Genomic DNA, 26,687 nt, shown 5'->3' on the forward strand with positions numbered 1-26,687 from the left:
GAGGGGTCAGCGGGCCTCTCCGGCGCGGCGCTCCCGCTTTCCCCGGACGATCTCGGTGCCCAGGGCGTCGAGGTGCTGGGTCCAGAAGTGCCGGTAGCGATCAAGCCACATGTCCACCTCCCGCAGCGGGGCGGGGTCGACGGCGTACAGACGCCCTGTTCCCTGGGCACGCACGGTCGCGAACCCGTTGTCTCGGAGCACGCGCAGGTGCTGCGAGACACCGGGCTGGGAGATCCCGAACTCCTCCTGCACCACGGCGCTGATCTCGCCGGCCGCGCGCTCGCCGTCGGCGAGCAACTCCAGGATCCGGCGCCGGACCGGGTCACCGAGAACGTCGAGTGCGTGCATGGCCTCACTATCTCAGCGTCAACTCATCTGAGGGAATTCCGGAGCCGACTAAACCGTCCAGCCGACCTCATTGTGCCCCCCACCTGGACGTATGCGTCACAGGATGGTGCCATGGAAGGAGAGGATGCCCGGAGAACCGGCACCTGCGATCCAGGAGGCCACAGTGAAGGCAACCATAGGTGACAAGCTGATCGTGGAGGGCACTCACAGCGGCGATCCCCGCAAGGTCGGGTGCATCGTCGAGCTCCATCACCAGGACGGGAGCCCGCCCTACGTGGTCCGCTGGGAGGGCGACGAGCACGAGAGCCTCGTCTTCCCGGGGCCTGACGCCCATGTGGTGTCCAAGACGCCGGACTAGGCGGCGTTTCACACCCGATTGGGGAAAATTTCCTATGGCGGAGCGGCCGGGACCGCTCCGCCTCGGGGCCTCTCCGCCCCGGGCGCCGGTGATCCCGCGGGCCGGCTCCGGGCGCACCCGGCCATGCGGCTGGTGCGCCTGCGTCCGGCCGTCAGGGAAGCAGTGCCCGGCGCAGCACGACCATCCGCTCGTCGGCGGCCCGGCGACTGATCTCCGCCTGCGGAATCATCCCGTCGAAGCCGTGGAAGGCACCCGGGTAGAGGTGGAACTCGGTGGAGACGCACGCCCGGACCAGCCGCAGGGCATAGTCGATGCACTCGTCCCTGAAGACCTCCAGCTCGCCGACGTCGATGTACGCCGGGGGCAGCCCCGACAGGTCGGCCGCCCTGGCCGGGGCCGGGGAAGCGGTGAACGGTGAGCGGGCGAGGTGAATTCCATGCCGGCCGCGGCGGCCACCGCCGGAAAGAAACCCCGGTGAAAATCATTGGCGCCGGGGGCCGCCTTTGCCCTTCAATGAACAAAGGCCGGGACGCCCGTTCCGGCCCAGGAAAAGGAGTAACCGTGAACCACGGCGCATCGCCGGCGTGGCAGGAGAAGCTCTTTGAGTTCCCCCTGTTCGGCAACTTCGGCCATGCCCCAGGGTGGTCAGGCGGATAATCTTCGCGAGAGAAACCGTCGAGCCGCCCATTCGCAGGCGGCTTCTCCATTTCCGCAACCGGGTACCACCGCTTTCACGGCGATAAGCCGGATCGCTGTTTTCCGAGATTGACAACTGCACAGCGCAGCACTTTGAACGCGAATCCGTTCGGCCTCCCTTCGAAAGGGCGCGAAAGGATTCACGCCCGGGATCTTCCGGGAGACACGCCGCAGAGGCCGAACAGGTAAGGCAGCCGGCTTCCACCCGGCAGGACGGGGTTCGAGGCCCCGCTGCGGCTCCGCCCTGAAAGAAGAGGGCCATGGGACTGGGACTCGGCGACGGGAGTGGCGACCCCCGCCCGGTCGGCAGGCCCGCAGCGCGTCCGGTACGGCCCACGCCAACCGGCCCGGACGCGTGACGGGACGTAGCTCAGCAGGAAGAGCATCCGGCCAGGGACCGGAAGGCCGCAGGTTCGAGCCCTGCCGTTCCGACGACGCCGTGTCACCGCGACACGGCGACCGCCACGGAGAGCGGACCTGTGGGTCTGTGGACCTATACCCGCTCACCCCCGCACGGCGGCGGGAGCCTGTGATCGGGTGTCAAGCGGTCGTCAAGGTCTGCCGGGCACTGTGTGGGGGAGGCGTCAAGCCTGGGTGCTGGGGCTTATGGAAACCGTCAAGAGGCGCAATAAGCACAGAAAACAGCGGTTTTATTGCATGTGCCTCGCCCGTCGGGTGGTGGTGAGAACAAATCCCGGATGCGAGGAGTGGGGATGGCAGACGTCATCTTCGTCGCCCTGACGATCGCGGTCTTCGCGATCCTCGGGCTGGTCGTCAAGGCGGTGGAACGGTTGTGAGCGCCGTCAACGCGGCCGGTCTGGCCGTGGTCGTCGTTCTGGTGGTCTTCATGGTCGCGGCACTGCTCTTCCCGGAGCGCTTCTAATGTCGTCGAGCACAGCCGGAATCCTGTTCATCGGATCCCTCGTCGTCGCTCTCGCGGTGGTCCACCGGCCGCTGGGCGACTACATGTACCGCGTCTACCACGACACCGGGCACCTCGCCCCCGAGCGGGTGATCTACCGGTTCGTCGGCGTCCGGCCGGACGCCGAGCAGAGGTGGGACCTCTACGCCCGCAGCCTGCTGGCGTTCTCGGCGGTCTCCGTCCTGCTCCTCTACGGGCTGCAGCGGCTGCAGGACAGGCTGTTCCTGTCGCTGGGCCTCCCGCCGGTGACCGACCACGTCGCGTGGAACACCGCGGTCAGCTTTGTCACCAACACCAACTGGCAGGCCTACGCCGGTGAGTCGACCATGGGCCACCTGGTGCAGATGTCCGGCCTGGCGGTGCAGAACTTCGTGTCCGCCGCGGTGGGCATGGCGGTGGCGATCGTGCTGGTCCGCGGCCTCGCCCGCAGGAAGACCGAAGAACTGGGCAACTTCTGGGTGGACCTGGTCCGCGGCACCTTCCGCGTCCTGCTGCCGCTCGCCCTCGTCGGCGCGGTCGTGCTGCTGGCGGGCGGGCTGGTGCAGAACCTCGCCTCCCCGCACGAGGTGACGACCCTGACCGGCGGCACGCAGGCGATCACCGGTGGCCTGGTGGCCAGCCAGGAGATCATCAAGGAGCTGGGCAACAACGGCGGCGGGTTCTACAACACGAACTCGGCCCACCCATTCGAGAACGCCACGAGCTGGACCAACTGGGTGGAGATCTTCGCGATTCTGCTGATCCCCTTCGCGCTGCCCCGCACCTTCGGCCGCATGGTCGGTGACAGACGGCAGGGCTACGCGATCGTCGCGACCATGGGGATCCTGGCGCTGGCCGGCGTCGCGCTGCTGACCGGGCTGGAGGTCGCCCACGGCGGCACGGTCCCGCAGGCGGTGGGCACCGCGATGGAGGGCAAGGAGGTGCGCTTCGGCGTGCCCGGCTCCGCCACCTTCGCCGCCGCCACCACCCTGACCTCCACCGGCGCGGTGAACTCCTCCCACGACTCGTTCACCGCGCTCGGCGGCATGATCGCGATGTTCGACATGATGCTGGGCGAGGTCGCCCCCGGTGGCGCCGGCGCGGGCCTGTACGGCATGCTCGTGCTCACGATGATCACGGTCTTCGTGGCCGGGCTCATGGTCGGCCGTACCCCCGAATACCTGGGCAAGCGGATCGGCTCCCGCGAGATCAAGTTCGCCGCGCTGTACTTCCTGGTCACGCCGGTGCTGGTGCTGACCGGCACGGCACTGGCGATGGGCTCGGCCGAGCGGCGGGCCGGCATGCTCAACAGCGGCCCGCACGGCTTCTCCGAGGTGCTGTACGCCTTCACCAGCGCGTCCAACAACAACGGCTCCGCGTTCGCCGGCCTCGCCGCCAACACACCCTGGTACGACGTGGCTCTCGGCCTGTGCATGGCCTTCGGCAGGTTCCTGCCGATCATCTTCGTGCTCGCCCTGGCCGGTTCCCTGGCCGTGCAGGCGCCGGTGCCCGTCTCCGCGGGCACGCTGCCCACCTACCGGCCGCAGTTCGTCGGCATGGTCGTCGGCGTGACGGTGATCCTCGTCGGGCTGACCTTCCTGCCCGCTCTGGCGCTCGGCCCGCTCGCGGAGGGACTCCGATGATGTCCGCCCAGACGCTCCAGAAGCCGGGCCGTGCACCCACCCCCGGGAGTGGCGGCACCCTTCTCGACCCCAGGCAGCTGATCACATCGCTGCCCGAGGCGCTCAGGAAACTCAACCCGGCCACGCTCTGGCGCAACCCGGTGATGCTGATCGTCGAGATCGGCGCGGTCTTCACCACGGTGCTGGCGGTGGTGACCCCCTCGTTCTTCGCCTGGGCCACCGCGGCGTGGCTCTGGCTGACCGTGCTCTCCGCCAACCTGGCCGAGGCCGTCGCCGAGGGGCGCGGTAAGGCACAGGCGGCCACGCTGCGCGCCGCCAAGCGCGACACCACGGCGCGGCGGCTGCGCGGCCGCGACTCCACCGAGTGGGACGTCGTCGAAGCTCAGGAACTGCTGCGGGGAGACTTCGTCGTCGTGGAGGCCGGGGAGATCATCCCCGGTGACGGCGATGTGGTCGACGGCATCGCCTCGGTGGACGAGTCGGCCATCACCGGCGAGTCCGCCCCGGTCATCCGCGAGTCCGGCGGCGACCGCTCGGCGGTGACCGGCGGCACCAAGGTGCTGAGCGACCGGATCGTCGTGCAGATCACCCAGAAGCCGGGAGAGAGCTTCATCGACCGGATGATCGCCCTGGTCGAGGGCGCCGACCGGCAGAAGACGCCCAACGAGATCGCGCTCAACATCCTGCTGGCCGCCCTGACGATCATCTTCCTGGTCGCCACCGCCACCATGCAACCGCTGGCGATCTACGCCAAGGCCCAGAACCCCGGCGTGCCGGACTCACCGGCCCTGACCGGGGACGGCGTCACCGGTGTCGTGCTGGTCGCGCTGCTGGTCTGCCTCATTCCGACAACCATCGGGGCACTGCTGTCGGCGATCGGCATCGCCGGCATGGACCGCCTGGTCCAGCGCAACGTGCTGGCGATGAGCGGCCGCGCGGTCGAGGCCGCCGGCGACGTCAACACCCTGCTGCTGGACAAGACCGGCACCATCACACTGGGCAACCGGCAGGCGTCGGCGTTCCTGACCGCCCCCGGAGTCTCCGCCGACGAGCTGGCAGAGGCCGCACAGCTGGCCAGCCTCGCCGACGAGACCCCCGAGGGCCGCTCCATCGTGGTCTACGCCAAGCAGGAGCACGGGCTGAGAGAGCGCCTGCCGGGAGAACTCGCCCGAGCCCAGTGGATCGGGTTCACCGCGCAGACCCGGATGAGCGGCGTCGACCTCGAAGGCCGTCAGGTCCGCAAGGGCGCCGCCACCGCGGTGATGAAGTGGGTCCGCGACCACGGCGGCCATTCCGTCGAGGCGGTCGGCGGCATCGTCGACGCCGTCTCCGGCTCCGGCGGCACCCCGCTGGTCGTCGGCGAGATCGCCGACGGCACGGCGCGGGTGCTGGGGGTGATCCATCTCAAGGACGTCGTCAAGCAGGGCATGCGCGAGCGCTTCGACGAGATGCGCCGGATGGGCATCCGCACCGTCATGATCACCGGTGACAACCCGCTGACCGCCAGGGCCATCGCCGACGAGGCCGGCGTGGACGACTTCCTGGCCGAGGCCACCCCCGAGGACAAACTCGCCCTGATCAGGTCGGAGCAGGAGGGCGGGCGGCTGGTCGCGATGACCGGCGACGGCACCAACGACGCCCCCGCGCTCGCGCAGGCCGACGTCGGGGTGGCGATGAACACCGGCACCTCGGCCGCCAAGGAAGCCGGCAACATGGTCGACCTGGATTCCAACCCGACCAAGCTCATCGAGATCGTGGAGATCGGCAAGCAACTGCTCATCACCCGGGGCGCGCTGACCACCTTCTCCATCGCCAACGACGTCGCCAAGTACTTCGCGATCATTCCGGCGATGTTCGCGGCGGTCTATCCGGGCCTGGACGCGCTGAACGTCATGCGCCTGTCCAGTCCGCAGTCGGCGATCCTGTCGGCGGTCGTCTTCAACGCGATCATCATCGTGGCGCTGATCCCGCTCGCGCTGCGCGGGGTGCGCTATCGCCCCTCCAGCGCCTCCAAGCTGCTCAGCCGCAACCTCTACGTATACGGTCTGGGCGGCATCATCGTGCCGTTCATCGGCATCAAGCTGATAGACCTGCTCATCCAGTTCCTTCCGGGGATGTCGTAATGGAACGCCTGCCCAGCTGGCTGCGCCAGCATCTCGCCGCGCTCCGCGCGCTGCTCGCCCTGACCCTGCTCACCGGTGCCCTCTACCCGCTGGTGGTCACCGGCATCGCCCAGGTCGCCTTCAACGGCGGGGCCAACGGCTCCCTCGTGGAGAAGGACGGAAGGGACGTGGGCAGCGCGATCGTCGGCCAGAACTTCACGGACGCCGGAGGCAGGCCCGTCGGGAGGTACTTCCAGAGCCGGCCGTCCGTGGCCGGTGACGGTTACGACATGCTCTCCACCGCCGGGAGCAACCTGGGGCCCGAGGACATCGTGGACGTCCTGCCCGTCCCGGGTGCCGGGGGCGGCGAGGGCAGGCGGAGCCTGCTCACCCAGGTCTGCGCCCGGTCCAAGGCGGTCGGGGAACTGGAGGGCGTCTCCGGGGCCAGGCCGTACTGCACGCCGGACGGCGTCGGCGCGGTGCTGAAGGTCTTCCCGGCGGTCGGCACCCCGACCAGGGCCGTCAGCGTCAACCAGGCCTGCCCCACGCCCCCGTTCGTCGCCGAGTACCGTGGTGTCAGGGTCGAGTGCGGTAGACCCGGCGAAGACTACGCGGTCGGCCGCACCGTTCCGGTCCGCGGCACGACGGCCCTGGCGGTCGTGCCCGCCGACGCGGTCACCGCCAGTGGCTCCGGCCTCGACCCGGACATCTCGGTCGCCTACGCCGAACTCCAGGCGGCCCGCGTGGCCAGGGAGCGCGGAGTCCCCGTGGCGAGGGTCAGGCAGCTGATCGCGGAGAACACCACGGGCCGTTCCCTAGGCTTCATGGGCGAACCGGCGGTGAACGTCCTCGCGCTCAACCTGGCGCTCGACCGGAGTTGACCTCCTCCCCGGGCCGAAGACCCGAGGTCGCCACGCTCAAGGAGATGTGATGAACAAGAGAAGGGGGCGGCTGCGCATCTATCTCGGAGCCGCCCCGGGGGTCGGCAAGACCTACATGATGCTCTGCGAGGGCCACCGCCGTCTCATGAGAGGCACCGACGTGGTCGTGGGCCTCGTGGAGACCCACGACCGTCCCCGTACCGCGGAGCTGCTCAAGGACCTGGAGATCATCCCACGCAGGAGCATGGCCCACCGCGGGTGCACGTTCACCGAGCTCGACGTGGACGCCGTCATCGACAGGAGGCCCAAGGTGGCGCTGATCGACGAGCTGGCGCACACCAACGTGCCCGGCTCGCGCAACGCCAAGCGCTGGCAGGACATCGAGGAGGTCCTCGACGCGGGCATCGACGTCATCTCCACGGTCAACATCCAGCACCTGGAGTCGCTCAACGACGTCGTCCAGGAGATCACCGGGGTGGCCCAGCGTGAGACGATGCCCGACGAGGTGGTGCGCCGGGCCGACCAGGTGGAGCTGGTGGACATGGCCCCGGAGGCGTTGCGCCGCCGGATGGCGCACGGCAACGTATACGCGCCCGAGAAGGTCGACGCGGCGCTGTCGAACTACTTCAGGGTCGGCAACCTGACCGCGCTGCGCGAGCTGGCGCTGCTGTGGGTCGCCGGCAAGGTCGACGACCAGCTCGACCGCTACCGCGCGGAACACGGCATCTCCGGCACCTGGGAGACGCGGGAGCGCGTCGTGGTCGCGCTGACCGGCGGCCCGGAAGGCGACACGCTGGTGCGCCGGGCCGCCAGGGTCGCGGCCAGGAGCAAGGGAGCCGACCTGCTGGCCGTGCACGTCACGCGCGCCGACGCGCTGGCCGGAGCGGATCCGGCGAGCATGGCCCGCCAGCGCACGCTGGTGGAGGACCTGGGCGGCACCTACCACCAGGTCGTCGGTGACGACGTGCCGCGAGCCCTGCTCGACTTCGCGCGCGGTGTCAACGCCACCCAGCTGGTGCTGGGGGCGTCCCGGCGAGGCAGGTTCGCCCAGATCCTCTCCCGGGGGGTCGGGGTGACCACGATCGCGCAGTCGGGGTCCATCGACGTTCACATGATCACACATGAGGAGGTGAGGAGAGGGCGCGACCGCGCCCCGTCGCAGGCCGCGCTGACCCGCCCCCGGCGGCTGGCCGGCTGGGCGCTCGCGATGCTCGGGCTGCCGATCCTGACCCTGGCGCTGTACCTCTTCCGCAATGATGTGAACCTGCCGAGCGACATATTGCTCTTCCTGCTCACGGTGATCCTGGTCGCCCTGGTGGGCGGCATGTGGCCGGCCGTCACCGCGGCCGTGTTCGGCTTTCTGCTGCTCAACTACTTCTTCACGCACCCGCTCGACGGCTTCACCATCGCCGACCCGGAAAATCTGTTCGCGCTGAGCGTCTACGTGCTGGTGGCCGTCATGGTGAGCGCCGTCGTCGACCTCGCCGCCCGCCGGACCCGGGAGGCGGCCCGAGCCCGTGCCGACGCGGAGGTCCTCTCCACCCTGGCAGGACACGTGCTCCGCGGCGAGCATGTGCTCGCCTCGCTGCTCGCCCGGCTGAGGGAGACCTTCAACCTGGCCTCGGTCACCCTGCTGGAACGGACCGGAGAGCCGGTGCCCGAAGACCAGTCCGACCCCGAGGCGTGGCGGATCGTCGCCGCCGCCGGCGTCGACGTGCCCTGCACCTCGCCGGGCGCCGCGGACACCGACGTGGTCATCGACGAGCAGCTCGTGCTCGCCATACGGGGCAGGCTGCTCGAGGCCTCCGACCGGCGGGTGCTGGAGGCGTTCGCCGCCGAGGCGGCAGTGGCCCTGCGGCAGGACCGGTTGGAGGAGGAGGCGGAGCAGGTCAGGCCGCTGGCCGAGGCCGACAGGATGCGCACCGCGCTGCTCGCCGCGGTCAGTCACGACCTGCGCACCCCGCTCGCCTCGGCCAGGGCCGCCGTGGAGGGCCTGCGAGCCACCGACGTCGACTGGTCCCCCGAGGACAGGGAGGAGTTGCTCGCCACCGCCGACGAGTCCCTGGTCAAGCTGGACCGCCTGGTCGCCAACCTGCTCGACATGAGCCGGCTGCAGGCGGGGGTGCTCGGGGTGACACTGGAGGCGACCGCACTGGAGGAGGTCGTGCCGCGCGCCGTCGACGACCTCGGCGACCTGTCCCGGCGGATCGAGTGGGACGTCTCCGCCGAGCTGCCCGAGGTCGTCGCCGACCAGGTGCTGCTGGAGCGGATCCTGGTCAACCTCATGTCCAACGCCGTCCGCTACAGCCCCGAGGACACGAAGGTCCTCGTCACGGCCAGCAGGCACGGCGACCAGGTGGAGATCCGCGTCGTCGATCGCGGCACGGGCATACCGTCCGAGGCCTACGGCCGGGTCTTCATGCCCTTCCAGCGGCTCGGCGACCGCGACAGCCACACCGGTGTCGGCCTGGGCCTCGCACTCTCCCGGGGGTTCGCCGAGGCGATGACCGGCACCCTGCTGCCCGACGAGACGCCCGGAGGCGGTCTCACCATGATCGTGACGCTTCCCGTCTCTCCGGACTCGCGGGCGCACCTCGTCGAGGAGGACCTGTGATCCGCGTCCCGGTCGCCAAGGGCCGCCCCTCCCCGGCATGGACGGGGTGGACGGCCCGCGCGGCCGGGCCGGCGTTCCGCTAAAGCGGGTCGGCGCTGCCCGTCTGGGACTGTTTCGACCAGGCGAGCTGCTCGTTCCTGCGCAGCTCCTCCTCGGTGGTCTGCTCCACCCTGGCCATGGCCCAGCGCAGGATCGGCGGAGCCATGAGGGAGGTCACGATCGCCACCAGCACCACGATCGTGTAGACCTCGACGCTGAGAATGCCCAGCCGCAGGCCCACCATGGCCACGACCACCTCGATGACGCCTCGCGCGTTGAGCCCGGCGCCCAGGGCCAGGGCCTCCCACCGGTTGAGCCTGCTCTTATGCCGCAGTTTTGTGCGAGGTATCGCCTCATTGATCACACTTCACATGCCGGTTCCGGTGGAGGTGTGTTGGGGCTCGACACCGTCAGCCTGGCCACCCTCCTGTCGCCGGTGGTCGAGGGCGTGAGGCGACGCGGGGCCTGACGGCGGATATCAACCGAGATGACAGCGCTTGTGAGACAAAGGTGTCCACGAGTTGAGACGCCTTACCCGAAACGTGACTTGACGGCACCTTGAAGTTCAATCACTATAATTCCTATCAACAGAGTAGGGAAAATAGGAAGGGGGGCGTCGTGCGTGCGCTCATCCTCTTAGGCCTGGTCGGCTTCGCGGCGCAGCTCGTCGACGGCAGCCTCGGCATGGCCTACGGTGTCACCTCGACGACGCTACTCCTGGCCATCGGCACCAACCCCGCTGCCGCCTCGGCCACCATCCACCTCGCCGAGATCGGCACGACCCTCGCATCCGGCGTGTCCCACTGGCGCTTCGACAACATCGACTGGAAGGTCGTCGCCAAGATCGGTCTCCCCGGCGCCGTCGGCGCGTTCGTGGGAGCCACCTTCCTGTCCGGCCTCTCCACCGAGGTCGCCGCCCCGGTCATGTCGATCATCCTGCTCGCGCTGGGCGTCTACGTCCTGATCCGCTTCACGGCCTTCGGCCTCCCGCGCGGCAACCTGGGCAAGCCGCTGCGCAAGCGCTTCCTCGCCCCCCTCGGCCTGGTGGCCGGATTCGTCGACGCCACCGGCGGCGGCGGCTGGGGTCCGGTCGGCACCCCGGCGATCCTGGCCAGCGGCCGCCTGGCACCGCGCAAGGTGATCGGTTCCATCGACGCCAGCGAGTTCCTGGTCGCCGTCGCCGCCAGCCTCGGCTTCTTCGTCGGCATCGGCTCGGAGAACATCGACTTCTCCTGGGTGGCCGTCCTGCTGCTCGGCGGCGTCATCGCGGCCCCCATCGCCGCCTGGCTGGTCCGCCACATCCCGCCGCGCATCCTGGGCTCCGCCGTCGGCGGCGTCATCGTCCTGACCAACGTGCGGACCCTGCTGCGCAGCGACTGGATCGACGCCTCCGGCGGCGTCCAGGCGGCCGCCTACATCACCATCGCCGCCATCTGGGCCGCCGCCATCGCCTACTCGCTCCGTGAGTACCGCCGTGACCGCGACAACGAGATGGCCGAGGCGCTCGAGGCAGAGGAGCGGCGCCGCACCGAGGAGCAGGAGACCGCCGGCTCCCCCAGCTGAGCCCGGCGGCGCGAATCCGGCCGTGGTTCCGCGTGAAGGCCTCCCTCGCATGTGGCGAGGGAGGCCTTCCGCGTGCCGGGCCCCGGTCGAGCGCCGCCGGTGCCGGGCGTCGCGCGAAGGTCGTACGCCACCCGTACGAGGTCGTACGAGGTCGTACGAGGAAGCCGGAGGTGTCAGCCAGGGAAGGCGGAGAGGCCCTGCGGGCGGCGCTGGTGCCGATCTCACTGCCGATCTCATGCACATGAGGGATTACCTCCCGGCGGCGTGGTGCGGGTGCGCGCTTCATGTGGCGCGGGCCGATCACCAGGCGTCGCAGGAAGGGGCGAGCGGCCGGGGCAGGTGCTGGAATGTCGCGTGGGCTGAGCCGTACGGCAGAGCGGGGCAGGGCGGTCGGTGCGGCGGTGGCGCGGGGCCGGTCGCCGGGGTCCGTACGGCGGGGCGGGCACCTCGGATCGTCGCCGTGAGGTGCCCGCACGCTTCGGGGTCAGGGGGTGATGGCCACCTTGACCGCTTCGGGGTCAGGGGGTGATGGCCACCTTGACCGCTTCGGGGTCTTCGGTGGCGTAGGTGAAGGCCGCGTTGATCTCAGCCAGGGGGAAGCGTCGTGAGACGGCGCCGCCGAGCCGTACGGTGCCGTCGTTGATGAGCGCGGCGGCCTGGGCGAACTCCTCGTCGTTGTAGCCGAACGAGCCGCTCACCTGCACCGGGTGGGTAAGGGTGGGCACCGGGGCGGGGCCCAGGGCGGTGATGGAGATCCGCCCTCCCGGCCGGGTGGACTCGATGGCCTGGCGCAGGGCGGCGGGTGTGCCGGCGGCAATGACGGTCCAGGGGTATCGGCCGGTGAGGTCGTGGGGCAGGTGGACCGCCGAGGCGCCGGCGGCGTGGGCGGTGGCGTGGCGGGCCTTTCGTGGTTCGACGACGGTCACCTTCAGTCCGCGCGCGGCCGCGGCGGCGGTGGTGCAAAGGCCGAGAGGTCCGGCGCCGATCACCAGGAGCGGGTCTGCGGGGCGCGGGCCGCCCAGGGTGTTCAGGCTGTGTACGGCCACGGCCAGCGGCTCGGCCCACATGCCGTCGGTGATGTCGGCTTCCTCGGCCAGGGGTAGGGCGTCGCCGGGTTCGGCGTCGCGCAGGATCACCTCCTCGGCGAAGCCTCCGGGGCGTTGGAAGGACAGGGTGAGTTCTTTGGAGTGGTCGCACAGGTGGGTGTGGCCGGAGGCGCAATACCAGCAGCGGTGGCAGGAGCGCATGGGGCGCAGCATGACCCTGGTGCCGGTGGGCAGGTCGGTGGCGCCGCCCGTCTCGGTGACGTGCGCGACGATCTCATGGCCGAGCACCTGGTGGGGGTCGGCGTCTCCGCTTCGGTAGGTGGCCAGGTCGGTGCCGCAGATGCCTGTGGCGAGTACGGCAAGGCGCACGTCGCCGGGTCCCAGTGGCGTTTCGGGGCCGGGGCCGACCTGGAACCTGCCGGGGGCGGCCAGCAGTGCCCGGCGGGGGCCGTGGTCAGCCATGGAGTTCTCCTGAACGGGTGAGGGCATCGGTGAGCGGGGCGATGGCGCCGCAGGGGTCGCGCAGGGACACGATGCTCACTTCGCGGGTGACCAGGGTGTCCAGGGCGGGCATGATGGTCTCCCCCGCGCAGGTCAGGCTCGCCACGCGTCCGCCTCGTCGTACCCAGCGGGAGGCCAGGTCGAGCCGTCCCCGCAGGGAGACGATGGTGTCGGCGCGGCCGGTGCCGCTCTGTCCGGCCATCGCGGCCCTCGCCGCCGCGAGGGAGAACTCGTCGTCGCCGGTGAGGGTCTCATCGGCGACGTGTACCGCGCCGATGCGGGCGTGTGCCAGGACCACACGCAGGGGTGTGAGCACCTGGGCCGGCCCAAGGACCAGCAGTGTCGTGTCGCCGGGATGGGCCGTGGTGTCCTGGGCGAGGATGTCCAGGCAGCCCAGGGCCGCGGCCAGGGCGTGTTCCATGCGCGGACGGTGGGGCACGTGGGGGGCGAGGGGTTGCCAGTGGCCGGGCGCCGGTGCGGTGGTGCACCAGGCGCTCCAGCCCGAGCGGCAGTTGTCGCAGGCGGAGCAGGCGCCGCACCAGGCGAAGGCGCGCCGGTCGCTGTCGATGCGGACGGCGGGCAGTGATCCGGGGGCGCTCATCGAAGGCCCGCCAGCAGTTCCTCGGCGCGGTTCATCATGTACGGCGCGGCGTCGCCGAGTACTTCCCAGGCCGGGTCGGGGCGGCGGCCGGTGCGGTGCAGGCGCAGGCCCATCGCGGTGATGCAGCTGAGGCGAAAACCCGCCAGGGCGCGGAACCAGTCCAGGTCGGGTACGGCGGGGCCGCCCGCGGCCAGGTAGGCATCGACGAGGAAGTCCGGTTCGGGTGACCACTGGGACCATTGGTGGCGGGCCGGGCTCCAGCTCTTGGGGTCGTACATCATGCAGATCCACCCGATGTCGAGTCCGGGTGATCCGATGGAGGCGATCTCCCAGTCCAGGACGGCGGTCAGGCTTCCGTCGGCGAACAGCCAGTTGTTGGAGTAGAAGTCGCCGTGGACGATGCTCATGAGGGGGGTGTGGGGTCTGGTGGCCAGGAGCCGGTCGTGGATCTGCATCCCTTGGGAGATCCATTGGGGGTCGTCGGATTTGAGCAGGCTGGGGGTCCAGAAGGAGATCTCGGCCTCCAGGTCCCTGGGGGTGGACCAGCCGGGGAGCTCACGCCGCCAGTCGATCTGGTGGATGGCGGCGAGTACGCCCATCGCTTCGACGAATACCGGTTCGAGGCCGGTGCCGTCGATCTGTTCGGCTCGTCCCTTGTCGAACATGTGGGTGGAGGTGCCGCGCATGTGCTCGACCATGTGGTATGGCACGCCGAACCATGACTCGTCCTCGTCGTACCAGCGGACCTCGGGCACGGGCAGGCCGGCCCGTTTGAGCGCCTGCAGCAGCGGGACTTGGCGCATGATGTCGGTGTTGCCTTGCCGTACGACGCCGGGTGGGGTCAGGCGTACGACCAGGCCCTCGCGGTCGCCGTGGTGGGTGATGTCGAATCCGTAGCTGATTCCGGAGTTGCCCGGCATCCGGCGTACGTCGCCTACCACCGCTTGTGGCCCGTAGTGGGTCTGTGCCCACGTGCTGAGCCGTTCGGTGAAGATGGCTTGGTCGGTCGGTGTTGCGCTCACGGACAGCCTCTTTCTTGGTCTTTGAGCCACGCCCTCGTCTCTTTTCCGGTGCGGGCGAAGCGCGGTGATCGCGCCGTGAAGCGGTGGCCGAGGTGTGCGCGGGCCACCGCCGGGCGATGGAGCGGCGAAGGCGCCGGGCTGCGGCGGTTCTTCGTCCTCGTCGTCGATCGTCATGTTCGGTGCGGTCATGAGGGCGCCCGGATCCGCCGGCACGAATCGATCGCGGGTGCCCGCGCTGCGCGAGGGCAGCGAAGTGGTTGTCAGGGAGTGGTTTTTCAGTAGGCGAGGAGTCGTTCGACGGCGCGGATGACTGCGGCCTGGTCAGGCAGCCACAGGCGTTCCAGGCCGGGCGCGTAGGGTGCGGGCATGCGGGTGGCGCCCACGCGGGTGATGGGCGCGTCGAGCAGTTCGAAGGCGTGCTCGCCGATGTGGGCGCTGATCTCGGCGCCGACGCCGAAGTCGGTGATGGCCTCGTGGGCGATGAGCAGGCGGGAGGTCTTGGCCAGCGAGTCGATGATCGTCTGGTAGTCCAGGGGGGTGATCGTGCGCAGGTCGACGACCTCGCATTCGATGCCGCGCCCGGCCAGTTCTTCGGCCGCCGCCAGGCAGACCTGGGCCATCCGCGAGTAGCTGACGATGGTCACGTCGGCGCCTTGGCGGGTGATGTGCGCCCGGCCCAGTTCGAGGTGTTGGCGGCGGTCGGGTGCGGGTCCGGAGGTTTCGTACAGGAGCCGGTTTTCGATGAAGACGACGGGGTTGGGGTCGCGTACGGCGGCGCGGAGCAGGCCGTAGGCGTCGGCGGCGGTGGAGGGCATGACGACTTTGAGGCCGGGGATGGCCGCGAGCAGGCCTTCCAGGCTCTGTGAGTGCTGGCTGCCCGAGGAGCGTCCGGCGCCGAACTGGGTGCGGATGGTGAGGGGCACCTGGACGGCGCCTCCGGTCATGAAGCGCATCTTGGCTGCCTGGTTCATGATCTGGTCCAGGCAGACCCCGACGAAGTCGAGGTACATGAGTTCGACGATGGGCCGCATGCCGGACATGGCCGCTCCCACGCCCATGCCCATGACAGCGGTCTCGGAGATCGGGGTGTCGATGAGGCGGCCGGGGAAACGTTCGTGCAGTCCCCGGGTGAGGCCGAAGACGTTTCCTCCGGCGGCCACGTCGATGCCGGCCAGGAAGACCGTGGGGTCGGTGGCCAGTTCGTCTTCCAGGGCGGTGCGGATGGCGCGGCTGGTCTTGATGGTGGGGGTCGGTGCGGCCGCCTGTGCGGGGACGGGCAGCGGGGATCTGGGGCCGGGGTCGGCGTAGACGTGGTCGCTCAGGGTCTCTGGGGCCGGCGGCGGGGAGGAGCGGGCGAAGGCGATGGCCTGCTCCACCTCGCGTTCGACCTCTTCGGTGATCTTGGTGAGCAGGTGGCCGTCGCCGTCGGCGTTGATCCGTGCGGCCAGGATGGCCAGCGGGTCGTTGGTCTCGCGGGCGGCCAGGTCCTCAGGTGCGCGGTATCTTTGCTGGTCGCCTTCGTAGTGGCCGCGCGCGCGGTAGGTCTCGGCCTCGACCAGGACGGGGCCGGCGCCTGAGCGGGCGTGGGCGATCTGGCGGGCCATGACGGCGGCCACGGCCTCCACGTCGTTGCCGTCCACGTGGGCATAGGCGATGCCATAGCCGCGTGCCCGCCCTTTGAGGGAGATCTCGCGGATGATGCTGGCGTCGGAGAACTCGGCGAAGTGGTTGTTCTCGCACAGGAAGACGATCGGGAGGTCTTTGACCGAGGCCAGGTTGACCGCTTCGTGGAAGGCGCCTTGGGCCACCGCGCCATCGCCGAAGAAGGCCACGGCGACCTGGGGGCGCTCGCGCAACTGCATGGCGGTGGCCGCGCCCGCGGCGATGGGGAGGCCGGCGCCGACGATGCCGTTGGCGCCGAAGACTCCCACGGCCAGGTCGGCGATGTGCATCGATCCGCCGCGGCCGCGGCAGCTGCCGTCGGCGCGGCCGAACAGTTCGGCGAACATTTGGCCCATGTCGGCGCCTTTGGCCAGGACGTGTCCGTGGCCTCGGTGGGTGGAGGTGATGATGTCGTGGGTGCTCAGGGGTGCGCAGGCGCCGACCGCGACCGCTTCCTGCCCGACTGAGACGTGGACGAAGCCGGGGATCTGCCCGTCGCGGTAGAACTGCGCGGTGCGCTCTTCGAAGCGGCGGATGCGCAGCATGCGCCGGTAGAGCTCGGCTCGTGGGAGGGATTCGTTCATGAGGGCGCCTCGCTTTCGCCGGGTGTGGTCTGGTGGATCGTTCCGTCCCCGGCGAGGTCGTCGATCTCGGCCTGGGTCAGTCCCCAGGCGGTCAGCGCGGAGACGGTGTGCTCGCCGGGCGAGGGGGGCGGTGTGGGCGTCTGGGGGACGGTACGGCTGAAGCGCGGCGCCGGCGCGGGCTGCGTGGCCGAGCCCACGCGCACGAAGGAGTCCCGTTCGAGGCTCAAGGGGTGCTCGGCCACCTCGGCCAGGGGCACGACCTCGGTCAGGCAGGCGTCGGTGCCGGCGAACACCGCCAGCCACTCGGCCTGGGGCCTGCTGCGGAACACCTCGGCCATGCGCTCGCGCAGATGCGGCCACAGGTCCTGGCGGTGCTGGCCGTGGGCGAACTCGGGATCGGTGTCGAGTCCGAGGCCGGTCAGCAGCCGGTGGTAGAACTGCGGCTCGATCGCGCCCGCGGCGACGTGGCGGCCGTCGGCGCATTCGTAGACGTTGTAGAAGTGGGAGCCACCGTCGAGCACGTTGGTGCCGCGTGCCGGCGACCAGACACCCTGGCCGGCCATGGCGTGGAACATGGTCATCAGGATGGAGGCGCCGTCCAGGATGGAGGCGTCCACCACCTGGCCCTGGCCGGAGGCGCGGGCCTCGTACAGGGCGCAGACCAGGCCGAAGGCCAGCAGCATTCCCCCGCCGCCGAAGTCGCCGGCGACGTTGAGCGGAAGCACGGGGGTCTTGGGGGTGCCGATGGAGTCGAGCAGGCCGGTCAGGCCGATGTAGTTGATGTCGTGGCCGGCCATGGGCGCGTGCGAGCCGTGCTGTCCCCAGCCGGTCATCCGTCCGTAGACGAGGCGGGGGTTACGCGCGGCGCAGTCCTTGGGCCCGATGCCGAGACGTTCCACGACGCCGGGGCGAAAGCCTTCGAAGATGATGTCGGCCGATTCGACGAGCCGAAGCACGGTCTGGGCACCGCGCGGGGATTTGAGGTCGATCGCCACCGACCGGCGTCCCCGGTTCATCAGGTCGGCCTGGGGCGGCAGCAGGTTGGCCGGGCTGTGATAGCCGGGCCGGTCCACGCGCAGCACCTCGGCGCCCATGTCGGCGAGCATCATCCCGCAGAACGGTCCTGGACCGATTCCGGCGATCTCGATGACCCGCACTCCGCTCAGCGGTCCTGCGTTCACAATGTCCACCCACCATCTGCACTCAGCACCGTTCCGGTGCAAAACGTCGCGTCTTCCGCGAGAAAGACCGCGGCGCGGGCGATCTCCTCGACCGTGCCGAAGCGGCCGAGCACGGTACGGTCCAGAATCCGGTTCCGTGCCTGTTCGCTGATGTCGGCCGTCATGTCGGTCTGGACGAATCCGGGTGCCAGGACGTTGACCCGGGTTCCTCCGGCGTTCTCTTTGGCCAGTGCGCGGGCCAGGCCGGTCATGGAGGCCTTGGCGCTGGCGTAGGCGCTGTCGCCGGGGAAGCCGATGATCCCCACGGCCGAGGACACGAACACCAGCGATCCGGCCGCCGACTGCCGCAGCAGGGGCAGTACGGCACGGGCCAGCAGATAGTTGCCGCGCAGGTTGGTCTCCACGACCCGCCACCATTCCTCTGGCGGCAGCGTCTCGATGCGTCCGCCCTGCCACATGCCGGCGTTGAGGATCACGATGTCCAGCCCGCCCAACCGCTGTTGGCAGCGGGCGGCCAGTGCCTGGGCGTCTCCGCCGAGCAGGTCGTACGGCTCGGCCACCACTGTGGCGGTGTCGCCGTCGTGGACGTCGGCCACGGCCTGGGCCTGGGCGCCGGCCTGCCGGTAGGTGAACATGACGTCCACGCCACGGGAGGCCAGTTCGGCCACGATCGCCTGGCCGATCCCCCGTGCTCCGCCCGTCACCAGAGCACGCCGGCGTGCGGGGCCCACTACCGGCCCGCCATGCCGTTGAGGATCAGTGTCAGCAGTCGTTCGGCTATCTCATCGACCGAGGTCGGGCCTTTGGGGTCCAGCCAGACGTAGGTGTAGTTGAGCATGCCGAGTACGCCCATGACGTCGATGGGGCTTGCGGCGTGAAAGGTACCGGCGTCGGTGCCTCGTGCGAAGACCTCCTCGAACAGGTTCTGGTATTCGCGGCGCAGGGCGCGCAGCCGTACGGCGCGCTCCCCGGTCAGCGAACGCATCTCGTGTTCGGCGACGATGACGTCGTCGCGGCGTTCGGCCAGGGTGTTGAGGTGGGCGTGGACGAGCCGCCGCAGTTGTTCCTGCGGCTCGTCGGCGCTGTCCACCGCGGCCCGGCCTCGGGCGAGGGCCTCATCGACGTGGCGTTTGCACAGGTCGAACAGCAGATCTTCCTTGGATCCGATGTGGTAGTAGAGGGCGCCGCGTTGAATGCCCGCTGCCTCGCCGAGTTCGGACATGCCCGTCCCGTGGTAGCCCTTTTGGGCGAAGATCCGGGTCGCCGCTTGCAGGATGCGGTCGCGGGTGTCCATGGGTTGGGGTGGCTGGCCGGACAAGGATGCGTCCTCCGTCTCGTCGGGATGCTGGGTGGTCATCGGTCAGTGGGCCCTCGTCGCGGTCTCGGGCACGGTCGCGGACGGGACGGGGTGGGTGGCGGTATGGGACTTCAGCACGGCGCGGGCCACCGACTGGCGGTGGACCTCGTCGGGGCCGTCGTAGATCCTGGCCGACCTGGCGCGGCGGTACATGTCCTGCAGGGGCAGGTCGGTGGTCAGGCCCAGCGCGCCGTGCACCTGCATCGCGCGATCGATGACGTCGTGCAGCATCTGGGCGCCGCGGAACTTGATCGCGCTGATCTCGGTGCGGGCCTCCTTGACACCGTAGTTGTCGATCTTCCAGGCGGCGTGCAGGGTCATCAGGCGGGCCGCGTGCAGGTCGGCCCAGGATTCGGCGATCCAGTTCTGCACGGTCTGCTTGTCGGACAGCAGGGAGCCGTGGCTGTAGCGGGTGAGCGCGCGTGCGCACAGCAGTTCCAGCGCCCGGCCGGCCTGACCGATCCAACGCATGCAGTGGTGGATGCGGCCCGGCCCCAGACGTTCCTGGGCGATGCGGAATCCCTGGCCGCGGGGGCCCAGCATGGCGTCGGCGCCCACACGGACGTCCTGCAGGATCACCTCGCTGTGGTTTTCCAGGCGTCCCCATTCGGGGCGTGAGTCCTCCAGGGTGCCGATCTCCCGGACGATCTTCAGGCCTGGGGTGGTGGTGGGAACGATGAACTGGCTGGCGCGTTCGTGGGGCCGGGCGTCGGGGTCGGTGACCGCCATGACGATCATGAAGTCGGCGGCCGAGGCGTTGGTGATGAACCATTTCTCGCCGTCCAGGCGCCAGCCGCCCTCCACCTGGGTCGCCCGGGTGGCCAGCAGGGTGGGGTCGGCTCCGGCGCCGGGTTCGGTCATGGCGTAGCTGGAGCGGATGCGCCCGTCCAGCAGCGGGACCAGCCACTGTTCACGCTGTTGCTCGGTGGCGTGCAGGGCGAGGATCTCGCTGTTGCCCGAATCGGGTGCCTGGTTGCCGAACACGTAGGGCGCCACGACGCAGCGGCCGATGATCTCGTGCATGAGGCCGAGCTTGAGCTGGCCGAAGCCGCGCCCGCCGAGCTCGGGGGAAAGGTGAGCGGCCCACAGACCGCGTTGCTTGACGGTCTCTTGCAGCGGGACGATGAGTTCGGCGAACTCCTGCCGGTCGGGCCGGTGGGACTCGATCGGCACGATCTTCTCGTCGACGAAGGTCTTCATCCAGTCGAGTTCGGCCTGGAACTCGGCGTCGGTCTCAAAGCTCCACATGTGATGTCCCCTCCGTCGCCGGGATGCTCCGCAGCGTCGACTTCTGTACCTTGCCCGAGGTGGTCCGCGGCAGCGGTTCCGGTCCGATCGCCCACACTCGGGGCACCTTGTAGCCCGCCAGGCTTTGCCGTACGTGGTCTTCCAGGTCGGCCGCCGTCGCGTTCTGGCCGGGGGTGAGCACGACGTGGGCCCGCCCGACCTCGCCGAACCGCTCGTCGGGGACGCCGACCACGGCGACCTCCCGCACGGCCGGGTGGGTGAGCAGGACCCGTTCGATCTCGGCGGGATAGACGTTCAGGCCACCGGAGATCATCATGTCCTTGGCGCGGCCGGCCACGTAGAGATATCCCTCGGCGTCCAGGGAGCCGTTGTCGCCGGTGTGCATCCAGCCCTCGTGCAGGGTCTGCGCGGTCTGGACCTCGGAACGGTGGTAGCCGATCATCGATCCGGGTGACTGTACGACGATCTCGCCGATCTCGCCCACGTCGGCGGTGGTGCCGTCGGGGCGCCTGATCTGGATCGTGGTCATCGACATCGCGCGCCCGGCTGAGCCGCGTTTGCGGACGGCGTTGGCCTGATCGAGGAATGTCATGATCATCGGCCCCTCGGTCATACCGTAGCATTGCGACACCCGGCATCCCGGGAGCGCCGCTTCGAACTCTTCGATGAGTTCCACCGGCAGCAGTTCACCGCCGGACATGAGCAGCCGGATCGTGCCGCAGGCGGCGGGCGAGACCAGGCCTGAGCGCAGCACCATGCGCAGCACCGAGGGCACGAGGACCACGATGGTGACCTGGTGGCGTACCAGCAGGTCGCAAAAGGCCGCGGGGTCGAAGGAGCGGCTGGGCATGAGGCTCACCCGTCCCCCGGTCCACAGCAGCGGCAGGGTGAAGTCGTGGAACCCGGCCGCCCAGCACAATGCGGGGACGCACAGGTAGGAGTCGCTTTCGGTCAAGGAGAAGTCGACGACCTGCTGGACCATGTTCCACATCAGGCTGTTGTGGGTGTGCACCGCGGCCTTGGCCAGGCCGGTGGTGCCTGAGGTGTATTGCAGCAGCAGCACCTCATCGAGGGCGATCAGCGGCCGGTGCTCCAGGGTGCCCGCGCCGCGCAGCACCTCATAGTCCTGGTGGCCGGATCCGGGCTGGGCCGCGCCCCGCGTGAAGACGCGCATGCGTGACAGTTCCGCCTGCTCGATCCCGGCCAGGCGGTCGGTCATCGAGGCGTCCACGACGATCCAGCCGGCCTCGGAGTCGTCACGGATGTGACGTACCTCCTCGGCGCTGAGCAGGTAGTTGACCGGGACGATGACCCCGCCCAGGGTCGCGATCGCATAGAACAGTTCGACGTATTCGACGCAGTTGGGCAGCACCACCATGACGGTGTCGCCCCGCTGGAAGTCGAGCACGGCCAGGCCGGCCGCGACCTGGTCGATGCGCGTGCCGAGCTCACGGTAGGTGATCTGCTGCTCTCCGAACGTCAGGGCCACCCCGTCGGGTGAGCGGGCGGCGCCCACGTCGAGTGTGCCGCGCATCGTGAAGCCGCTCATCGTTGTCCTTTCCGTTGGCGCGTCGTGGTCTTGTTCCGCGCGTTTCTCAGTGCACGGCCGCGAACATGACCGATTCCTCGGTGGCGGTGTCCGGGGAGAACTCGGCCACGATCCGGCCACCGCGCGCCACCAGGATCCGGTCGGACAGGGAGAAGATCTCCGGCAGATAGGACGAGATCAGCACGACCGCGACGCCTTGGTCGGCGATCTGGCGGATCAGCTGGTGGATCTCCTCGATCGAGCCGACGTCCACTCCCCGGGTCGGTTCGTCGAAGATGACCACGCGCGGGTCGCCGGTGAGCGACTTGGCCAAGACGACCTTCTGCTGGTTGCCGCCCGACAGTTCGATCACGCGCGCGTTGGGGTTGATGGCGCGGATCTGGAACCGTTTGATGAACTTGGCCGCGACCTCCTTGACCCGGCGCGTGCCTCGTAGCAGGGCCAGTCTCTTGGCCGAGGCGGCCTCACCGATCGCGATGTTCTCGGCGATGGACATGGTCTCGAAGAAGCCGTTGACCTTGCGGTCTTCGGTGATGTAGACGATGCCGTCCTGGATGGCCTGGCGCGGGACGCGGTAGCGTACGGGCCGCCCGTCGAGCAGGACTCTGCCGCCGTTGACGCGGTTGCGTTTGAGCGCGCCGGTCACCACCATGCAGGCTTCGGTACGGCCGGAGCCCACCAGGCCCGCGATGCCGACGATCTCGCCGGCGTAGGCGGAGAAGGACATGTTCTTGACCGTGGTGCCCATGGTCAGGTTCTCCACGCTCAGCACCTTGGGGCCGCGTACCGTGCCTTCTTCGGGCGGGCGGCGGGCGTATTCGACCGACCGGCCGACCATGAGGCGGATGATCTCGTCGCGGCCGATGTCGGCCGCTGCGGTGGTGAGCTGGTGGCGGCCGTCTCGCAGGATGGTGACCCGGTCGGCGATCTGCAGGGATTGTTCGATGGCGTGGGAGACGAAGATGACTCCGGCGCCGGAACGGGTGAGCTGGCCGATGGCGCCGAACAGTTGCTCGGTCTCTTCGGGGGTGAGGGTCGCGGTCGGCTCATCGAAGATCACGATCTTGGCGCGTCGGCGGATCGCGCGGGCGATCTCCACCATCTGCTTTTGCGCGCTGCCCAGTGAGGACACCAGCGAGGTGACCTGGACGGGGAAGTTCATCGACCGCATCAGCTGGCGGCCTTCGATGTTGAGCGAACGAAAGCGTGACAGCAGGGCCTCATCGCCCAGCCGCAGGTTCTGGGCCACGGTCATCGTGGGGACCAGGCTGGTCTCCTGATAGACCATCGCCACACCGTCGCGCAGGGCCTGGCTGGGATGGGTGTACTCCCGCTTGCGGCCCTCGATGTCCAGCCGCCCGCCGTCGAGCCGGACGGCGCCCGCGATGACCTTGCACAAGGTCGATTTGCCCGCGCCGTTCTCCCCCAGCAGCGCGTGCACCTCGCCGGGGTAGAGGGTGAAGTCGATGTCCTGGATGGCCCGCACACCGGCGTAGCTCTTGGATCCGGCGCTGATCTCCAGCAGGGGTTGTGGCGTCATCGTGGCTCCTCCTGTTCGGCGAGCACCATCCGCCCTCCTTTACTGACCATGACGATCCGGCCGCCGACGGCGTGGGCGGAGGTGATCCCGGTGCGGGCCGACCCCGTCCGGGCGTGCCAGCTTCGGGTGAAGGTGCCGTCGGGCTCCATCTGTGCCAGCAGGCCGTAGGCGCGTGAGGGCGCCCAGGGTTTGGTCTGGTTGAGATGCTTCATGGAGCCGATCTGCAGCGGCTCCCACCGCTCTCCCGTCGAGCGCAGCGCGGGTGAGATCCAGAACTGCGGCGGGACGGTGCGCACCATCTCCTCGCGGAAATAGTCCTCCCGCAGCACGAAGTCGATCAGGTGGGTGCGCAGCGCCATGAAGGCGAGCAGATATCCGCCGCGGCCGTCAGGTGACAGGCGCATGGGGTAGCCGGGCAGGTTCGGCAGCAGCGTACGGCCCGCGCCGCCGTTGAGGTCGAACGTCAAGACGCGGTGGCGCCAGGACTCCGACACCAGCAGCGTGGAGCCCGTGGGCCCTGCGGTGACCCCGGCCGGCCAGGCCAGGCCCGAGGCCAGGGTCTTGGCCCGCCCGGAGGAGAGGTCGATGCGCAGCAGGCTGCCCGAGGCGCCCTTGCTCATCAGGTCGTGCGCCCACTGCTGCGCGGAGAACCCCGTACTGCCCTGGGTGACATAGACCGAGCCGTCCACGCAGGTGAGGCTCGTCGCGCAGGACAGGGGGTGTTCGCTGACGCGCGTGACCCGGCCGTCGCGGGCCGTCAGCCGGTGAAGGCCTTCGCCTTCCACGGCCACAAAGTGGCCGCCGCTGCCGTCGGCGCAGATCGCCGAGGCCGGGCCGGGCAGCGAGGCGACCTGGCTGGTCTGCCCGGATCGCAGGTCCAGGCCGTGTACGGCGCGGCCCACGGTGAACAGCACCGAGTGCTCACCGGCGGGCGCCATGTCGTCGGGTTCCTCCTCGGTGCTCGACCAGTGGGCGCGCAAGGAGTCGATGGCGTCGTTGGCGGCCAGGCCTCCGTCCAGGGAGGGGATGGCGCGGTTCTCCGCCCGTGAGGGCATGAGGAACTCGGTGACGATGTTGAGGCTGCGGCGCAGCTCGGCAGTCAGATTCACGGGGTGCTCACCGCCCGCGCGTGACGCCGGGCGCCGTTTCGCTCTTGTGCGGTCAGCCGTACCCGGCCCAGGCGGTCGTTGGTGAGCCCGCCGAGGTAGAGGTAACCCTCGTGTTCGCGCATGGAGGTGATCACGGCGTGATCCTTCTGTTGTCCGTCCCACATGGACTCGACCACCTCTCCCTCCTCGGTGATCTTGATGACGCATGACGTGTTCAGGTTGGGGACGAGCCATTCGTCGAAGGGCAGTTCCTTGACCATGCGCCTGCGGAACTTGGGCATGGAGATGGCCAGGTCCCACACCGGTGTGCGCATGCCGGCGAAGGCCACCCAGTAGCCTCCGTCGGAGGCGCGGTTGATGTTGTCGGGGATGCCCGGCAGGTTCTCGATGAACGGCTCCAGCCGGCCCGCCTTGGGCCCGGCGATGTAGAAGCGGTCGATCCGGTAGAGGTTGGAGGAGTTGATGAGCACCGACATGCCGTCGTGGGAGACGCAGATGCCGTTGGGGAAGGCGTAGTTGCGCAGCGCGACGCTGGTCTGGCGGGTCTTGGGGTCGTAGCACAGCAACCGGCCGTTGGGCCGCGACTCGATCAGGTCCAGGAAGTACTCATCACCGTCGAACCTGGTGCTGGCGTCACTGAAGTAGATCTTGCCGTCGGGTGCCATGTCCAGGTCGTCGGCCAGTCGGATCGCCGAGTCGTCGTTGATGCGGTACCAGGTGCGTTTGACGTCGGTGGCCAGCGGCTTGACCTCGCCTTGCGGGCTGATGCCGTACAGACCCATGCCTGCCACGCAGATGGCCACATCGCCGCCGGCGTCCATGACCACACCGAGCGGGTGCCCGCCGATGCGGGCCACCAGTTCGGGCTTGGCGGCCGGGTCGTCGATGCGCCACAGCCAGCCGCGCCGGTCACCGCAGTACATGCGCCCCTGGTCGTCGACCACCACGTCCTCAGGGCCGTCGAGTTCCCCGGTCCCGATGGCCTCGGCCCCGGTGAGCCGGTCGTTCAGTGCCCACACGCTGCCCTTCTCATAGATGTCGGGCGAGGCTTTGAGCCGGAAGCGGCCGGGCGCCATGTAGATCTTCTGGATGGCCTTGCCGCGGTTCTTGCCCCATTTGAGGTCGAAGGCGGCGAACAGCAGCAGGATCACGGCCAGCACCATCGAATACACGTAGCGCGGCTGGGCCTGCAGCGTCAGTCCTTGAGAGATCGCGACCACGGCGAGCGCGCCGATGAGGGCGCGCATGGCCGTACCGCGGCCTCCGGCCAGGCTGACGCCGCCGAGCACGACGGCCGTAAGGACCGCGAACTCCATGCCCACGCCGGTGGAGGCCGAGCTCTGCTCCAGCCTGCTCGCGGTCAGCAGCCCGGCCGCGCCGGCCAGCGCGCCGGCGGCGGCGTAGGTGCTGAAGGTGATGCCGGGAAGGTTCATACCGGCCCGGCGGGCCGAGGTCCTGGAGGAGCCGATGGCCGTGATCCGCCATCCCCAGCGGCTGCGGCTGAGCAGGACGTGCACCACCATGGCCACGACGATCAGCCACACGAACTGGGTGGTCAGACCGGCGATCTGTCCGGCGCCCAGCATGTCCCAGGCGGGGTCGATCCGAGTGGTGGTGGTCAGTTCGGGACTGTAGGTCGCGTCGATGTACTCGGCCACCGTGCGATAGGCGAGCAGGGTCACCAGCGTGGTGATGAAGGGCCGGGTCTTGGCGTAGGCGATCAGCAGGCCGTTGACCGACCCGAGCAGCGCGCCCAGCGCGATGGCGGCGACGGCGACGACGGCGACCGGCCAGCCGAGCAGCTTGTAGCCGATCAGCGCGAAGCCGTTGACGACCGCGAAGACCGAGCCGACGCTCAAGTCGATGCCGCCGCCGATGAGCACGATCGTCATACCGAGCGCGACCAGGCCGAGCTCGGCGAAGTTCTGGGACAGCGTCGAGGCGTTGTCCGGGGTGAAAAAGCCCTCGGTGGTGATGCTGAAGTACGTCAGGACACCGACCAGCAGCAGGCAAGGGACCACCGCCTCCATCCAGCGTTTGCCGAGAAGTTCGGCAAGGGATCGCTGGAAGGAGAACCTGTGTCGCCAGGACATACCGGTGAGAGCGAATGCATCCTTGGGCACGTGTCGTTCCCCATTCGTG

General features: G+C 69.4%; 22 protein-coding genes and 2 tRNA genes. 9 read left to right on the forward strand and 15 right to left on the reverse strand.

Translation table 11 applies throughout. The annotated features are described in order from the left end of the window. Positions 1-6: 6 nt before the first annotated feature. The gene (locus OIE13_RS10580; RefSeq protein WP_326640607.1) at positions 7-348 is read right to left on the reverse strand and encodes an ArsR/SmtB family transcription factor; all 342 of its coding nucleotides are present in this window, start codon (positions 346-348) and stop codon (positions 7-9) included. Between the two features lie 163 nt (positions 349-511). On the opposite strand from OIE13_RS10580, the gene OIE13_RS10585 reads away from it, so the two are divergent. After that, the gene (locus OIE13_RS10585) at positions 512-706 is read left to right on the forward strand and encodes a DUF1918 domain-containing protein (RefSeq protein WP_326640605.1); all 195 of its coding nucleotides are present in this window, start codon (positions 512-514) and stop codon (positions 704-706) included. Between the two features lie 151 nt (positions 707-857). Here OIE13_RS10585 and OIE13_RS10590 read toward each other — a convergent pair whose 3' ends face one another. Beyond that, positions 858-1,073: an alpha/beta hydrolase gene (locus OIE13_RS10590; protein ID WP_326830280.1), complete on the reverse strand. Its 216-nt coding sequence runs from the start codon at positions 1,071-1,073 to the stop codon at positions 858-860. 496 nt (positions 1,074-1,569) lie between these two features. Between OIE13_RS10590 and OIE13_RS10595 the strand changes: the two genes are divergently transcribed. The 7 genes from OIE13_RS10595 (at position 1,570) to OIE13_RS10625 (ending at position 9,543) form a co-directional block, all read left to right on the forward strand. Next, positions 1,570-1,641 (forward strand) — tRNA-Gly (locus OIE13_RS10595). A gap of 120 nt (positions 1,642-1,761) precedes the next feature. Beyond that, positions 1,762-1,834, forward strand: a tRNA-Pro gene (locus OIE13_RS10600). 361 nt (positions 1,835-2,195) lie between these two features. Continuing rightward, positions 2,196-2,285, forward strand: coding sequence for a potassium-transporting ATPase subunit F (locus OIE13_RS10605; protein WP_326640603.1), 90 nt, complete (start codon positions 2,196-2,198; stop codon positions 2,283-2,285). Next, positions 2,285-3,946 carry a potassium-transporting ATPase subunit KdpA gene (gene kdpA / locus OIE13_RS10610; RefSeq protein WP_326640601.1) on the forward strand — a complete coding sequence of 554 codons (1,662 nt, stop codon included), beginning with the start codon at positions 2,285-2,287 and terminating at the stop codon, positions 3,944-3,946. Before OIE13_RS10605 ends, kdpA begins: the two co-directional genes overlap by 1 nt. Beyond that, positions 3,946-6,069 carry a potassium-transporting ATPase subunit KdpB gene (kdpB, locus tag OIE13_RS10615; protein WP_326647103.1) on the forward strand — a complete coding sequence of 708 codons (2,124 nt, stop codon included), beginning with the start codon at positions 3,946-3,948 and terminating at the stop codon, positions 6,067-6,069. The genes kdpA and kdpB overlap by 1 nt, the downstream gene beginning before the upstream one ends. After that, on the forward strand, positions 6,069-6,929 hold the full coding sequence (locus OIE13_RS10620; protein ID WP_326640599.1) for a potassium-transporting ATPase subunit C: 861 nt from the start codon (positions 6,069-6,071) through the stop codon (positions 6,927-6,929). Before kdpB ends, OIE13_RS10620 begins: the two co-directional genes overlap by 1 nt. Positions 6,930-6,978: 49 nt before the next feature. Next, on the forward strand, positions 6,979-9,543 hold the full coding sequence (locus OIE13_RS10625; protein WP_326640598.1) for a DUF4118 domain-containing protein: 2,565 nt from the start codon (positions 6,979-6,981) through the stop codon (positions 9,541-9,543). Positions 9,544-9,622: 79 nt separating this feature from the next. Here OIE13_RS10625 and OIE13_RS10630 read toward each other — a convergent pair whose 3' ends face one another. After that, positions 9,623-9,946 carry a cation:proton antiporter domain-containing protein gene (locus tag OIE13_RS10630; RefSeq protein ID WP_326640595.1) on the reverse strand — a complete coding sequence of 108 codons (324 nt, stop codon included), beginning with the start codon at positions 9,944-9,946 and terminating at the stop codon, positions 9,623-9,625. Positions 9,947-10,200: 254 nt separating this feature from the next. Here OIE13_RS10630 and OIE13_RS10635 point away from each other — a divergent pair, with 254 nt between their 5' ends. Then, positions 10,201-11,145 carry a sulfite exporter TauE/SafE family protein gene (locus OIE13_RS10635; protein ID WP_326640593.1) on the forward strand — a complete coding sequence of 315 codons (945 nt, stop codon included), beginning with the start codon at positions 10,201-10,203 and terminating at the stop codon, positions 11,143-11,145. Between the two features lie 518 nt (positions 11,146-11,663). Here the strand turns inward: OIE13_RS10635 and OIE13_RS10640 are convergent. From OIE13_RS10640 to OIE13_RS10695, 12 genes are all read right to left on the reverse strand, one after another. After that, the gene (locus OIE13_RS10640; RefSeq protein WP_326640592.1) at positions 11,664-12,653 is read right to left on the reverse strand and encodes a zinc-dependent alcohol dehydrogenase; all 990 of its coding nucleotides are present in this window, start codon (positions 12,651-12,653) and stop codon (positions 11,664-11,666) included. Beyond that, entirely contained in the window at positions 12,646-13,293 is a 648-nt protein-coding gene (locus OIE13_RS10645; RefSeq protein ID WP_326640590.1) for a hypothetical protein, read from the reverse strand. The genes OIE13_RS10640 and OIE13_RS10645 overlap by 8 nt, the downstream gene beginning before the upstream one ends. Beyond that, entirely contained in the window at positions 13,290-14,315 is a 1,026-nt protein-coding gene (locus OIE13_RS10650; protein ID WP_326640587.1) for a phosphotransferase family protein, read from the reverse strand. The genes OIE13_RS10645 and OIE13_RS10650 overlap by 4 nt, the downstream gene beginning before the upstream one ends. Before the next feature lie 275 nt (positions 14,316-14,590). Further along, positions 14,591-16,561 carry an alpha-ketoacid dehydrogenase subunit alpha/beta gene (locus tag OIE13_RS10655; RefSeq protein ID WP_326640585.1) on the reverse strand — a complete coding sequence of 657 codons (1,971 nt, stop codon included), beginning with the start codon at positions 16,559-16,561 and terminating at the stop codon, positions 14,591-14,593. Then, entirely contained in the window at positions 16,558-17,742 is a 1,185-nt protein-coding gene (locus OIE13_RS10660; RefSeq protein WP_326640582.1) for a CaiB/BaiF CoA transferase family protein, read from the reverse strand. The genes OIE13_RS10655 and OIE13_RS10660 overlap by 4 nt, the downstream gene beginning before the upstream one ends. Next, the gene (locus tag OIE13_RS10665) at positions 17,739-18,446 is read right to left on the reverse strand and encodes an SDR family NAD(P)-dependent oxidoreductase (protein ID WP_326640580.1); all 708 of its coding nucleotides are present in this window, start codon (positions 18,444-18,446) and stop codon (positions 17,739-17,741) included. The genes OIE13_RS10660 and OIE13_RS10665 overlap by 4 nt, the downstream gene beginning before the upstream one ends. Positions 18,447-18,472: 26 nt before the next feature. Further along, a complete protein-coding gene (locus tag OIE13_RS10670) occupies positions 18,473-19,099 on the reverse strand; it encodes a TetR/AcrR family transcriptional regulator (protein WP_326640578.1) in 627 nt (208 codons plus the stop codon). A 3-nt stretch (positions 19,100-19,102) separates the two neighbouring features. Continuing rightward, positions 19,103-20,347 carry an acyl-CoA dehydrogenase family protein gene (locus OIE13_RS10675; RefSeq protein ID WP_326640576.1) on the reverse strand — a complete coding sequence of 415 codons (1,245 nt, stop codon included), beginning with the start codon at positions 20,345-20,347 and terminating at the stop codon, positions 19,103-19,105. Next, positions 20,334-21,896: a class I adenylate-forming enzyme family protein gene (locus OIE13_RS10680; protein WP_326640574.1), complete on the reverse strand. Its 1,563-nt coding sequence runs from the start codon at positions 21,894-21,896 to the stop codon at positions 20,334-20,336. Before OIE13_RS10680 ends, OIE13_RS10675 begins: the two co-directional genes overlap by 14 nt. A gap of 46 nt (positions 21,897-21,942) precedes the next feature. Next, positions 21,943-23,436, reverse strand: a complete 1,494-nt coding sequence (locus OIE13_RS10685; protein WP_326640572.1) for a sugar ABC transporter ATP-binding protein — start codon at positions 23,434-23,436, stop codon at positions 21,943-21,945. After that, positions 23,433-24,545, reverse strand: a complete 1,113-nt coding sequence (locus OIE13_RS10690) for an SMP-30/gluconolactonase/LRE family protein (RefSeq protein ID WP_326640570.1) — start codon at positions 24,543-24,545, stop codon at positions 23,433-23,435. Before OIE13_RS10690 ends, OIE13_RS10685 begins: the two co-directional genes overlap by 4 nt. Continuing rightward, positions 24,542-26,668, reverse strand: a complete 2,127-nt coding sequence (locus OIE13_RS10695) for an ABC transporter permease (protein ID WP_326640569.1) — start codon at positions 26,666-26,668, stop codon at positions 24,542-24,544. The genes OIE13_RS10690 and OIE13_RS10695 overlap by 4 nt, the downstream gene beginning before the upstream one ends. Positions 26,669-26,687 lie beyond the last annotated feature (19 nt).

Origin of the sequence: Streptosporangium sp. NBC_01810 (assembly GCF_035917355.1) — a bacterium.
GTDB lineage: Bacteria > Actinomycetota > Actinomycetes > Streptosporangiales > Streptosporangiaceae > Streptosporangium.

Bases quoted from the DNA above. Each gene is read 5' to 3' on its own strand.
- OIE13_RS10580 (WP_326640607.1), bottom strand. From the start codon at position 348: ATGCACGCACTCGACGTTCTCGGTGACCCGGTCCGGCGCCGGATCCTG.
- kdpA (WP_326640601.1), top strand. From the start codon at position 2,285: ATGTCGTCGAGCACAGCCGGAATCCTGTTCATCGGATCCCTCGTCGTC.
- kdpB (WP_326647103.1), top strand. From the start codon at position 3,946: ATGTCCGCCCAGACGCTCCAGAAGCCGGGCCGTGCACCCACCCCCGGG.
- OIE13_RS10620 (WP_326640599.1), top strand. From the start codon at position 6,069: ATGGAACGCCTGCCCAGCTGGCTGCGCCAGCATCTCGCCGCGCTCCGC.
- OIE13_RS10625 (WP_326640598.1), top strand. From the start codon at position 6,979: ATGAACAAGAGAAGGGGGCGGCTGCGCATCTATCTCGGAGCCGCCCCG.
- OIE13_RS10640 (WP_326640592.1), bottom strand. From the start codon at position 12,653: ATGGCTGACCACGGCCCCCGCCGGGCACTGCTGGCCGCCCCCGGCAGG.
- OIE13_RS10645 (WP_326640590.1), bottom strand. From the start codon at position 13,293: ATGAGCGCCCCCGGATCACTGCCCGCCGTCCGCATCGACAGCGACCGG.
- OIE13_RS10655 (WP_326640585.1), bottom strand. From the start codon at position 16,561: ATGAACGAATCCCTCCCACGAGCCGAGCTCTACCGGCGCATGCTGCGC.
- OIE13_RS10670 (WP_326640578.1), bottom strand. From the start codon at position 19,099: ATGACCACCCAGCATCCCGACGAGACGGAGGACGCATCCTTGTCCGGC.
- OIE13_RS10675 (WP_326640576.1), bottom strand. From the start codon at position 20,347: ATGTGGAGCTTTGAGACCGACGCCGAGTTCCAGGCCGAACTCGACTGG.
- OIE13_RS10680 (WP_326640574.1), bottom strand. From the start codon at position 21,896: ATGAGCGGCTTCACGATGCGCGGCACACTCGACGTGGGCGCCGCCCGC.
- OIE13_RS10685 (WP_326640572.1), bottom strand. From the start codon at position 23,436: ATGACGCCACAACCCCTGCTGGAGATCAGCGCCGGATCCAAGAGCTAC.